The 11,422-nt window shown below is 72.4% G+C and carries 11 protein-coding genes; 6 read left to right on the forward strand and 5 right to left on the reverse strand.

Annotation, left to right across the window (positions count from 1 at the left end; genetic code table 11):
* Positions 1–31 precede the first annotated feature (31 nt).
* Both ABZS80_RS29535 and ABZS80_RS29540 read right to left on the reverse strand, forming a co-directional pair.
* A complete protein-coding gene (locus ABZS80_RS29535; protein WP_355060942.1) occupies positions 32–907 on the reverse strand; it encodes a glutamate ABC transporter substrate-binding protein in 876 nt (291 codons plus the stop codon).
* 57 nt (positions 908–964) lie between these two features.
* Positions 965–1,720 carry an amino acid ABC transporter ATP-binding protein gene (locus ABZS80_RS29540; RefSeq protein WP_355060944.1) on the reverse strand — a complete coding sequence of 252 codons (756 nt, stop codon included), beginning with the start codon at positions 1,718–1,720 and terminating at the stop codon, positions 965–967.
* 197 nt (positions 1,721–1,917) lie between these two features.
* Here ABZS80_RS29540 and selD point away from each other — a divergent pair, with 197 nt between their 5' ends.
* Together selD and ABZS80_RS29550 are read left to right on the forward strand one after the other, a co-directional pair.
* Positions 1,918–2,907 (forward strand): selenide, water dikinase SelD, encoded by a 990-nt coding sequence (gene selD, locus ABZS80_RS29545; RefSeq protein ID WP_355060946.1) that lies wholly within the window; start codon positions 1,918–1,920, stop codon positions 2,905–2,907.
* Between the two features lie 239 nt (positions 2,908–3,146).
* Complete coding sequence (locus tag ABZS80_RS29550; protein WP_148428061.1) at positions 3,147–3,626, forward strand: hypothetical protein; 480 nt, start codon at positions 3,147–3,149, stop codon at positions 3,624–3,626.
* 27 nt (positions 3,627–3,653) lie between these two features.
* Here the strand turns inward: ABZS80_RS29550 and ABZS80_RS29555 are convergent, their stop codons facing one another.
* Positions 3,654–3,878, reverse strand: coding sequence for a DUF2277 family protein (locus ABZS80_RS29555; protein ID WP_151462698.1), 225 nt, complete (start codon positions 3,876–3,878; stop codon positions 3,654–3,656).
* Positions 3,879–3,930: 52 nt separating this feature from the next.
* Here ABZS80_RS29555 and miaB point away from each other — a divergent pair, with 52 nt between their 5' ends.
* On the forward strand, positions 3,931–5,430 hold the full coding sequence (gene miaB / locus ABZS80_RS29560; protein ID WP_355060949.1) for a tRNA (N6-isopentenyl adenosine(37)-C2)-methylthiotransferase MiaB: 1,500 nt from the start codon (positions 3,931–3,933) through the stop codon (positions 5,428–5,430).
* A 51-nt stretch (positions 5,431–5,481) separates the two neighbouring features.
* Here the strand turns inward: miaB and ABZS80_RS29565 are convergent, their stop codons facing one another.
* Both ABZS80_RS29565 and ABZS80_RS29570 read right to left on the reverse strand, forming a co-directional pair.
* Positions 5,482–7,092 carry a cellulase family glycosylhydrolase gene (locus ABZS80_RS29565; protein ID WP_355060950.1) on the reverse strand — a complete coding sequence of 537 codons (1,611 nt, stop codon included), beginning with the start codon at positions 7,090–7,092 and terminating at the stop codon, positions 5,482–5,484.
* A 338-nt stretch (positions 7,093–7,430) separates the two neighbouring features.
* A complete protein-coding gene (locus tag ABZS80_RS29570) occupies positions 7,431–8,639 on the reverse strand; it encodes a DUF349 domain-containing protein (RefSeq protein WP_355060952.1) in 1,209 nt (402 codons plus the stop codon).
* Between the two features lie 202 nt (positions 8,640–8,841).
* Here ABZS80_RS29570 and ABZS80_RS29575 point away from each other — a divergent pair, with 202 nt between their 5' ends.
* Genes ABZS80_RS29575 through dapF form a run of 3 tightly spaced genes read left to right on the forward strand, consistent with a single transcriptional unit; the run spans position 8,842 to position 11,316 of the window.
* Positions 8,842–9,561, forward strand: a complete 720-nt coding sequence (locus ABZS80_RS29575; RefSeq protein WP_355060953.1) for a hypothetical protein — start codon at positions 8,842–8,844, stop codon at positions 9,559–9,561.
* Complete coding sequence (miaA, locus tag ABZS80_RS29580) at positions 9,444–10,463, forward strand: tRNA (adenosine(37)-N6)-dimethylallyltransferase MiaA (RefSeq protein ID WP_355060954.1); 1,020 nt, start codon at positions 9,444–9,446, stop codon at positions 10,461–10,463. Before ABZS80_RS29575 ends, miaA begins: the two co-directional genes overlap by 118 nt.
* 7 nt (positions 10,464–10,470) lie before the next feature.
* On the forward strand, positions 10,471–11,316 hold the full coding sequence (dapF, locus tag ABZS80_RS29585; protein ID WP_355060956.1) for a diaminopimelate epimerase: 846 nt from the start codon (positions 10,471–10,473) through the stop codon (positions 11,314–11,316).
* Positions 11,317–11,422 lie beyond the last annotated feature (106 nt).

An 11,422-nucleotide genomic window follows, 5' to 3' on the forward strand; every position in this document is an offset into this window, starting at 1 on the left:
GTTTCCTCCCCACCCTCCAGATCAGGTCAGATCAGTAGCGGTTGAGCGCCGGAGCGTCACCCAGGGTCGCGCCGAACTTGCCGGCGGTGTTGTCCCAGGCCTTCTTCCAGCTACCGTCCTGGAAGGCCTTCTCCAGGGTGTCGTTGATGAAGTTACGGAAGTCGGTGTCCTCCTTCTTGACACCGATGCCGTAGGGCTCCTTGGTGAAGTTGTCGCCGGCCATCTTGAACGACGCCTCGTCCTTGGCGATGTAGCCGAGCAGGATCACGTTGTCCGTGGTGAGCGCATCGACCTGGCCGCTCTTGAGGGCGTCCCGGCACTTGTCGTAGGTGTCGAAGGGCACCACCTGGGTGGCGACGTCCTTGACGTACTTCTTGATCTCCTCGATCGGCGTGGAGCCGGTCACCGAGCAGACCTTCTTGGTGCCGTCCTTGAACGAGTCCGGACCGGTGATGCTGGTGTCGTCCTTGCGGACCATGATGTTCTGGCCGGCCTCGTAGTACGGCCCGGCGAAGGCGATGCGCTCCTTGCGCTTGGCGTTGATCGTGTAGGTCGCCGCGACCAGGTCGACGGTGCCGTTGACGATCACGTCCTCGCGGACCTTCGACGGGGTCTCGACGTACTCGATCTTGTCCTCGGGGATGCCGAGTTCCTTCACGATGAGCTTGGCGACCTCGACGTCGAAGCCCTCCGGCTTGCCCGACAGGCCCTTCTGGCCGAAGCCCGGCTGGTCGAACTTGGTGCCGATCTTGATCTTCTGCGCCTTGTTCAGGCGCTCCATCGTGCTGCCGGCGGCGAAGGACTTGCTGCCCGAGCCGGTGCCCTCGTCGCTGTCACCACCACAGGCGGCCATGCCCAGCGCCAGGGTCGCCGCCGCGGCAACCGCGGCCACGCGCTTCAAACGCATACTCATCTCCTTCTACGACGGAGCCACCGGGGGACGGCGCACTCCAACTACGGACGCTCAGTGCGTGAGGATCTTGGACAGGAAGTCCCGGGCCCGCTCGCTGCGCGGGTTCGCGAAGAACTCCGTGGGCGGGGCCTCCTCGACCAACTGGCCGTCGGCCATGAAGACGACCCGGTTGGCCGCGTGCCGGGCGAAGCCCATCTCGTGGGTGACCACGACCATGGTCATGCCGTCGCGGGCCAGCGAGGTCATCACCTCCAGCACCTCGCCGACCATCTCCGGGTCGAGCGCGCTGGTGGGCTCGTCGAAGAGCATCGCCTTGGGCTGCATGGCCAGCGCGCGGGCGATCGCCGCCCGCTGCTGCTGGCCGCCGGAGAGCTGCGCCGGGTACTTGTCCGCCTGGTTGGCGATGCCCACCCGGTCCAGCAGGGCCAGGCCGCGCTCGCGGGCGGCGGCCGGCTTCTCCCGGCGCACCTTGACCGGGCCGAGGGTGACGTTCTCCAGGATGGTCTTGTGCGCGAAGAGGTTGAACGACTGGAACACCATGCCGACCTCGCTGCGCAGCTTGGCCAGCGCCTTGCCCTCGGCCGGCAGCGGGGTGCCGTCGAAGGTGATGGTGCCCGAGTTGATCGGCTCCAGCCGGTTGATCGCCCGGCAGAGCGTCGACTTGCCGGAGCCGGACGGGCCGATGACCACGACCACCTCGCCCCTGCCGACGGAGAGCGAGACGTCGTCCAGCACGTGCAGCGGGCCGAACCACTTGTTCACCCCGTCCAGCACGATCAGCGGTTCGCCCGTCGTCACGTCGTCCACCGTCCCTGTCGTCCGTACGGAAAGCGGGGTCGCGAGACCCCTGGTTGGGCCACTGTAGGCGGCGTGATGTGGCAGAACGCAACTCGAATGGTCACGGAGCGGTAACACCGGTCACCGCCGTACCCGTGCGTCCGAATTCCGTCACCGAACGGGGCGTCCGAGTAGCGGCCACACCGGTCCACGGCGATCATGTGGGGATGACAGACCCCCTCCGGCTGACCGATTACGCCCGCGGCGGCGGGTGCGCCTGCAAGATCCCGCCGGGTGAGCTGGAGACGATGGTGGCCGGGCTGGCCCCGGCCGTCGGCGCCGCCGAACTGCTGGTCGGTCTGGAGCACGGCGACGACGCCGCGGTGGTCCGGCTCGACGAGCGCACCGGCCTGGTCAGCACCGCCGACTTCTTCACCCCGGTGGTCGACGACGCCTACGACTGGGGGCGCATCGCCGCCGCCAACGCGCTCTCCGACGTGTACGCCATGGGCGGCACCCCGCTGGTCGCGCTCAACCTGCTCTGCTGGCCGCGCGAGGTGCTGCCGCTGGAGTTGGCCCGGGAGGTGCTGCGCGGCGGCCAGGACGTGGCCCGGGAGGCCGGCTGCCATCTGGCCGGCGGGCACAGCGTGGACGACGACGGCCCGAAGTACGGCCTGGCCGTCACCGGGGTGGTCCGGCCCGAGGAGCTGATCACCCTGGACGCCGGCCGGCCCGGCCTGCCGCTGTCGCTGACCAAGCCGCTCGGCGTCGGGGTGCTGAACACCCGGCACAAGAGCACCGGGGAGCGGTTCCCGGAGGCGGTCGCCTCGATGGCCCGGCTGAATCGGGACGCGGCCCGGGCGGCCGTCGCGGCGGGGGTCCGCTGCGGCACCGACGTGACCGGGTTCGGGCTGCTCGGGCACGCCTCGAAGCTGGCCCGGGCCAGCCGGCTGACCGTGGCGATCGACGCGGCCGCGGTGCCCTACCTGCCCGGCGCCCGGGAGGCGCTGCGCGACGGCTTCGTCAGCGGTGGCACGCGGCGCAACCTGGACTGGGTGACCCCGTGGACGGATTTCGGCGGGGCGGACGAGGGGGAGCGGCTGCTGCTGGCCGACGCGCAGACCTCGGGTGGGCTGCTGGTGGCGGGCGAGGTGCCGGGTGGCACGGTGGTCGGCGAACTGCTGCCGGCGAGCGACCACCTGATCCGGGTGCGCTGAAAACCCGCGCCGGCATTCGCGAATCCGTCACCACAACTCGGTGATTCGCTGTCGCGAACGCGGCACCATACCCGATAAACTGTCACCTTCCCGCTACTCTGGGCGAGGTCGCCCGAGGAAATTCTGCCCGGAATGGTCACAGACCGGTAACTTGCGCCCGGCTGAGGTCAAAAGCACCCCACCATCGTCAGTAAGGCCCGATCCGGAGGCCGGTGGGACGAGCGCAGCGAGGAGGCGGCATGACCGAGCTGTGGAACTGGAGAATCGACGGCGCGGCGCCCGTGGAGGTCTACCCGGCGCTGGCCGAGGCGCTCGGCCGGGTGGTGATGCCCCTCGCCGTCGCCGACCCGGCCCGACTCCCCGCGTACGCGGTGGTCTGCGACGTCTGGGAGGCGCCCGGGGCGTACGGGACCGTGGTCGACTGTTACGGGGTGCCCGAGCGCCTGCCCGAGCTGCCCAGCATCGCGGCGCTGGCCCGGCTGCTGGACCGCAACTGCCTGATGCGCGACGACACCCTCGACGCCGGGCGGCACCTGCTGGTCGCCCCGGACGGCACGATCCGCCCGGTGCACTTCGACGTGGTCGAGACCGACGACGGCGAGGTCCTCAGCGACCAGCGGCTCTGCACCGTGGCGGACCCCCGCTGCCGCGGCTGGTCGCAGTGCCACCGCTCCCGCTGGGCCCCCGACTCGGTCGCCCCGGCCCTCGCCGCCGCCTGACGGGGGCGAGGGGCGGCCCCGGCAGACTCAGCGGGCCGCCGGCTGCTGGCCCCGGACCACGAGCTGGTCCAACAGGGTGGCGGTGGCCGCCGCCACGGCGTCGACCGCCGAGTCGAACGCGGCGGCGTTGTGCGCCGCAGGGGCGCGGAACCCGGAGATCTTCCGGACGTACTGCAGCGCGGCCGCCCGGATGTCCTCCTCGGTCACCACCGGGACGTACGGCTCACGCAGGGTCTTGATGCTCCGGCACACGGCTCCTCCTCGTTCGGTCCGACCAGCTCGGCCCGGATACGCTGTCCGGGTCATGACTACCGCAGCCGCGGGCAGCCCGCGCACCTACCAGGTGCGCACGTACGGCTGCCAGATGAACGTGCACGACTCCGAGCGCATTTCCGGCCTGCTCGAACAGGCCGGTTACGTGCGTGCCGCCGAGGCCGACGAGCAGCCCGACGTGGTGGTGTTCAACACCTGCGCCGTCCGGGAGAACGCCGACAACCGGCTCTACGGCAACCTGGGTCATCTGCGCCCCGTGAAGGACCGGCACCCGGGGATGCAGATCGCGGTCGGCGGCTGCCTGGCCCAGAAGGACCGCGGCGAGATCGTCCGCAAGGCGCCCTGGGTGGACGTGGTCTTCGGCACGCACAACATCGGGTCCCTGCCGGTGCTGCTGGAGCGGGCCCGGCACAACACCGCCGCCGAGGTGGAGATCCTCGAATCCCTCGACGTGTTCCCGTCCACGCTGCCGACCCGGCGCGAGTCGACGTACGCCGGCTGGGTGTCGATCTCGGTGGGCTGCAACAACACCTGCACGTTCTGCATCGTGCCCTCCCTGCGCGGCAAGGAGAAGGACCGCCGCCCCGGCGACATCCTCTCCGAGGTGCGCGCCCTGGTCGACGAGGGCGTGCTGGAGGTGACGCTGCTCGGCCAGAACGTCAACTCCTACGGCGTGGAGTTCGGTGACCGGTACGCCTTCGGCAAGCTGCTGCGGGCCTGCGGCGACATCGACGGCCTGGAGCGGGTCCGGTTCACCAGCCCGCACCCGAAGGACTTCACCGACGACGTGATCGCCGCGATGGCCGAGACGCCCAACGTCTGCCACTCGCTGCACATGCCGCTGCAGTCCGGCTCCGACGACGTGCTGCGGGCCATGCGCCGCTCGTACCGGTCGGAGAAGTACCTGGGGATCATCGAGAAGGTCCGGGCCGCGATGCCCGACGCGGCGATCACCACCGACATCATCGTCGGCTTCCCCGGCGAGACCAACGCCGACTTCGAGAAGACCCTCGACGTGGTCCGCCAGGCCCGCTTCTCGTCGGCGTTCACGTTCCAGTACTCGAAGCGCCCCGGCACGCCGGCCGCGACGATGGACGGCCAGCTGCCCAAGCAGGTCGTGCAGGAGCGGTACGAGCGGTTGATCGCCTGCGTGGAGGAGATCACCTGGGCGGAGAACCGGAAGCTGGTCGGGGAGACCGTCGAGGTGCTCGTCGCGGTCGGCGAGGGACGCAAGGACGAGCGCACCGGCCGGATGTCCGGCCGCGCCCGCGACGGCCGCCTCGTCCACTTCGACGCGGGCAGCCTGGCCGGGCAGATCCGCCCGGGCGACATCGTGCACACCACGGTCACCTACGCCGCCCCGCACCACCTCAACGCCGACGGCGAGCCGCTGTCGCACCGGCGCACCCGCGCCGGTGACGCGGCCGAGGCGGGGCGTGCCCCGCGTACCCCCGGGGTGCTGCTCGGGCTGCCGACGATCGGCGCGCCGGCCGCGGCGCCCGCCCCCACCGGCGGCTGCGCCGCCCGCTGACCGACCGCGGACGGCCGGGACCGCCCCGTGGCGGCCCCGGCCGTCGTGCTCTCAGCAGGCGGTGCCGTTGAGCTTCACGGCGCCCGGCGCGGCGGCCGTCCCGTTGGCGGTGAAGCCGACGGTCACCGAGGCGCCCGGCGCGAGCGACGCCGCCCAGCTCGGGGCTGCCGCGGTGACCGTGGTGCCGGACTGGGTGACGGTGGCGTTCCAGCCGCTGGCCAGGGTCACCCCGGACGGCCAGGTCCAGGTGGCCGACCACGGGTTGACCGCGGCGGTGCCGCTGTTCTTCACGGTCAGCTCGCCCTGGAAGCCACCCTGCCACGCGTTGACCTGCTTGTAGGTGGCCGTGCAGCCGCCGCTCGGCGCCGGCGTGGTGGGCGACGGCGAGCCGGTCCCCGTCGGGGTCGGGGTGGGGTTGCCGCCGCCACCCGCCGGCGGGATCAGGTAGGGCTGGAGGATGTCCTGCTTGGCCTGGTTGATGGTGGTCCAGTCGTCGTTGGCGATGCCCCCGGTGTCACCCGAGTTCGGGTTCCACGACCAGTAGGTGAAGGACATCCCGGTCACCCCGGTCCCCGTGTACGCCATGAGGTTCTGCAGCCAGACCTTGTCCTTCGGGTCCTGGAGCGTGCTGCCGAACTCGCCGATCATGATCGGCGCGAGGTTCTGCTTGTAGAGGTAGCCCCAGTACCGGTCCCAGATGGCCGGCATGTTCGCCGGGTAGCTCGGGTCGTCGAACCAGGTCTGGCGGTAGACCGAGGTCGCGTACTCGTGCGGGGAGTAGACCAGCCGGTTGGCCACGTTCAGCCGCACCGGGAACTGCCCGGCCTTCGACAGGTTGCCGCCCCACCAGCCGCAGTCCTCGTCGTTGCTGGGGTCGTTGTCCCAGACGTTCGACAGGCCGCCGCTGGGGCAGCTCACCCCCTCCACGAAGATCAGCCAGTTGGGCTGCACCCCGAGGATCGCGTTACCGGCCCGCTCGGCGGCGAGCCGCCAGTCGCGGGCGGTGTCGCCGCAGCCCCAGCAGGCGCCGGTGGCGGCCGGGTTGGTGCCCTCGGCGTGCGGCTCGTTGTGCAGGTCCGCGCCGATCACGGTGGTGTTGTTCGCGTACCGCTGGGCGAGCATCTTCCAGTCGGCGATCCAGGTCGCCTCGGAGACCGTCGAGGTGTACCAGAGCGGCGACTGCCCGGCCGAGGTGGGCCGGTGCCGGTCCAGGATGACCCGCATCCCCTTGCTGCCCGCGTAGTCGATGACCTTGTCGAGGATCTGCAACGGGGACAGGCCGACCAGGTCCGGGTTGACGAAGTCGTTGATGCCGGTGGCCGTGGCGCCGGGCTTCAGCGCGTCGTTCGAGTAGGGGATGCGCAGCGTGTTGTAGCCGAGCCGGGCCATGGTGTCGAGCTGGCCGCGCCACGGGTTGCTCGACCACAGACCGTGGAAGGTCTTGTTGTCGGTCTCCATGCCGAACCAGTTGATGCCGGTGAGCCGGACCGTGGCCCCCGTGCTGTCGACGATCTTGTTGCCGCTGGTGTGCAGGTAGCCGGTGCCGGTCCCGGCCGTCGCGGCGGCGGCCGGGGTGGTGCTGACGGCGGCGGCGACGAGGACGCCGGCCGCGGCGGTGGCGAGCGCCGCGAGGGCGCCGCCGAGGGCGGTGGGTCGGTGCATGGCGAGCTCCACTTCGGATGCCCGCGCCGCGCGAGCGCCGCGGGCGGAAAGACCAGGGGGAGACGGCCCGCTCGTCATCGAGTACGCGGACAGCGCGCGCCGGGCCGTGTCACGTGGACGGCCACCCGCGGGGAGAAGCACCGGCGAATCCCGACGGCAGCTCGTGCCGTCGTGCCCTCGCGCCGGTGCGGAACCTGGCTCTGCCGCCCATTTTGATCAGCCGGCCTCGATGCGTCAACACGCGACCACGGGCCGCCTTCCTCGTCCGGCCGGAGGCGGACACGGAAGAGCCCCCGGTCCCGGGACGGGACGGGGGCTCTTCCGGTGAAAGCGGGGACTCAGCCGGCCTGCTCGGCCAGCTGGAGGAACTGCCGCTTCGAGGCGAGCGCCTGCTCGGCCTCCTTGATCCGGCGGGCGTCGCCGGCCGCCTGCGCCCGGGCCAGCCGGTCCTCGGCCTCGGCGACCTGGCTCCGCATCTGGGCCAGGAGCGGGTTGTCCTCCTTGGAGGTGCGCCGCCACGCCGAGTCCATGACCTCGCGGACCTTGTCGTCGATGGCGCGCAGCCGGCGCTCCAGCCCGGCGGCCGCCTCGCGCGGCACCCGGCCGGCCTCGTGCCACTGCGCCTGGATCTCCCGCAGCTTCGCCTGGGCGCCCTTCGGGTCGCCGTCGACGTCGAGCGCCTCGGCCTCGGCGAGCAGGGCCTGCTTGCGCTCCAGGTTGGCGCGCTGCTCGTTGTCGCGCGCCGAGAAGACCTCACTGCGGCGGGTGAAGAAGTCGTCCTGCGCCGCCCGGAACCGTTCCCAGAGCTTCTGCTCGGCCTCCTTGGAGGCGCGCGGCGCGGCCTTCCACTGGGCCATCAGGTCCTTGAGCTGGTTGGCCGTGGTGCCCCAGTCGGTCGACTCCTTGAGCTTCTCGGCCTCGGCGACCAGCTCCTCCTTGACCCCCTGCGCCTGCTTGCGCTGCTGGTCCAGGGAGGCGAAGTGGGCGCCGCGACGGCGGGTGAAGCCGTCCCGCGCGGCGGCGAACCGCTTCCACAGCTCACCGTCGGCCTTCTTGTCGACCCCGCGGATGGTCTTCCACTCGTCGAGGATCTCCTTGAGCCGGTCGCCGGCGGTCTTCCAGCCGGTCGACTCGGCGGCCAGCTTCTCCGCCTCCTCGACCAGGGCGGTCTTGCGCGCGAGGGCCTCGCCGCGGGCGGCGTCGCGGGCGGCGCGGGCCTCGCCGGCCTTCTCCTCGGCCACCGTGGCGAGCTTGTCCAGGCGGGCGGCCAGGGCGTCGATGTCACCGACGACGTGCGCCTCGGCCAGCGAGGCGCGGATCCGCCGGATCGTGGTCAGCGAGTGGCTGGCGTCCGCCGCGCCGGAGTTGAGCCGGGCCTCGGTCAGGTCCACCTCCGTCACCAGGTCGGCGAAGCGCCGGGCGAAATGGGCGAGCCCTTCCTCCGGTGCCCCCGCCTGCCAGGATCCGACCACCCGCTCGCCCTCGGCGGTCTTGACGTAGACGGTGCCGTCCTCGTCCACCCGTCCGAAGGCAGTCCAGTCGCTCATGTGCCCATCCTCGTTCTCCCGGCGTCGACGGGACACCTCCCGCGATCGCCGCCACGGCGCAGCAAAGTTCTCCCGGCATTGTCACAGGTCCGACCCGGTCCGTGTCGAGCGCCTGTCGTCGACCGTGACCATACGGTGTCGTAGCGCCTCGATGACCGGATCGGCGCGGGGACGCACCGGGGGATACGGATAGGTTGGTGCCGTGTCCCTGGTCGCCGCCGCCGTCTGCCCCCACCCGCCCCTGATCGTGCCCGAGCTGGCGGGTGCCGCCGCGCCCGAGCTGGACGACCTCCGCGCCGCCGCCGACGCGGCCGTGGCCCGGCTGCTGGCCGCCGATCCCGAGGTGATCCTGCTGCTCGGCGCCGGGCCGGAGACGGAGCGGTTCGGCAGCGCCGACCACGGCTCGCTGCGCCCGTACGGGCTGGACCGGCACGTGCGGCTCTGGAAGGTCAACTGCGCCGGGAGCGACCGCCTGCCGCTGAGCCTGACCATCGGCGCCTGGCTGGTGAACCGGTCCGGGACCGAGCTGCCCCGGCTGGCCCGGGCGGTCGCCGCGGACGCGTCCCCGGCCGAGTGCGCCGCCCTCGGCGCGGAGCTGGTCGCCGAGCCGGACGAGCGGACCGCGCTGCTGGTGCTCGGGGACGGGTCGGCCTGCCGGGGCGTCAAGGCGCCCGGCTACGACGACCCGCGCGCGCCCGCGTACGACGAGGGGGTTGCCCGGGCCCTGGCCGGCGCGGACGCGGCGATCCTGCTCGGCCTGGACCCGGTGCTGTCGGCGGAGCTGAGGGTCGCCGGGCGGGCGCCGTGGCAGGTGCTGGCCGGCGCGGCCCGGGCGGCGGGCGGCGACTGGCGCGGCGAGGTGAGCTACCACCAGGCCCCCTACGGCGTTGCCTATTTCGTGGCCAACTGGGAGAAGGCGTGACCGTCGTCGCCGTGGTCGGGCCGACCGCGGCGGGCAAGTCGGCGCTGAGCATCGCCCTCGCGCACGCCCTCGACGGCGAGGTGGTCAACGCCGACTCGATGCAGCTCTACCGGGGCATGGACATCGGCACGGCCAAGCTGACCCCGGCCGAGCGGGAGGGCGTGCCGCACCACCTGCTCGACATCTGGCCGGTGACCGAGCCGGCCAGCGTCGCCGAATACCAGAAGCTGGCCCGCGCGGCGGTCGACGACATCCTGGCCCGGGGGCGGGTGCCGCTGCTGGTCGGCGGTTCCGGGCTCTACGTGCGGGCGGTGCTGGAGCAGTTCGAGTTCCCCGGCACCGACCCGGCCGTGCGGGAGCGGCTGGAGGCGGAGCTGGCCGAGGTCGGCCCGGCGCCGCTGCACGCCCGGCTCGCCGAGGCCGACCCGGTGGCCGCGGCGGGCATCCTGCCGAGCAACGGCCGGCGCATTGTCCGCGCACTGGAGGTCGTCGAGCTGACCGGCGCGCCGTTCACCGCGTCGCTGCCGGCGCCGACGCCGTACTACCCGTCGGTGCAGCTCGGCGTCGACCTGGACACCGCACTGCTGGACGAGCGGATCGCGCTGCGGGTGGACCGGATGTGGGCCGACGGCCTGGTCGCCGAGACGCGGACGCTGGTCGGCGAGGGCCTGCCCGAGGGGCGGACGGCCAGCCGGGCGCTCGGCTACCAGCAGGTGCTGCGCTTCCTGGCCGGGGAGCTGACCGAGGCCGAGGCGCACGAGGAGACCGTCCGGGCCACCCGGCGGTTCGTCCGCCGGCAGCGCTCCTGGTTCCGGCGCGACCCGCGGATCCACTGGCTGGACTCGGCCTCGCCCGCGTTTGTCGACACTGCGCTGCGGGTGGCCGCCGAGCATCGGGAATGATGGAGGCGTGGAGTTCACCAAGGGCCACGGCACCGGCAACGACTTCGTCATCCTGCCCGACCCGGACGGGGCGCTCGACCTGACGCCCGGCCTGGTCGCCGCGCTCTGCGACCGGCGCCGCGGCGTCGGCGGCGACGGCGTGCTGCGCGTGGTACGCGCCGCCAAGCACTCGGAGGGCGTGGCGCTGGCCGGCGAGGCCGAGTGGTTCATGGACTACTGGAACTCCGACGGCTCGTTCGCCGAGATGTGCGGCAACGGTGCCCGGGTGTTCGTCCGCTACCTGCTGGAGACCGGGCTGGCCGCCCCGTCCGGTGGGACCGTGCCGCTGGCCACCCGGGCCGGCCTGGTGCGCGCCCGGGTGGAGGGGGCGGACGTCGCCGTCGAGATGCGCCGCCCCCGCCTGTACGACACGGCCACCGCCACCCTGGGCGGGCTCACCCTGACCGGCGCCGCCGTGGACGTCGGCAACCCGCACCTGGTCTGCGCGCTGCCCGCCAGCCTGGACCTGGGCGGCCTGGACCTCACCCGGGCGCCCGACGTCGACCCGTCCGTCTTCCCGGCCGGGGTGAACGTCGAGTTCATCAGCCCGGGCGAGCCGGTCGAGGGCACCGACGGGCACGTGCTCATGCGGGTCTACGAGCGGGGCTCGGCCGAGACGCTCTCCTGCGGCACCGGCGCCTGCGCGGTCGCCGCCGTGGCGCTGCGCGACGCCGGCCGGGAGATCGGCACGATGACCGTCGACGTCCCCGGCGGCCGCCTCACGATCACGATCACCGAGGACACCTGCTGGCTCGCCGGCCCCGCCGTCCTGGTCGCCACGGGCGAGATCACGCCGTCCGCCCTACCGGCCTGAACCCCACCCGTGCCGGCCCGCGCCCCCTCCTCGAGCAGTTGATCAAGAGGTTTGCGTCGGGAACGGGCACGTTCCCGTTCACCAAAACAACGAAACTCCCCAACGC

Origin of the sequence: Micromonospora sp. NPDC005305 (genome assembly GCF_040607315.1) — a bacterium.
Lineage (GTDB): Bacteria > Actinomycetota > Actinomycetes > Mycobacteriales > Micromonosporaceae > Micromonospora.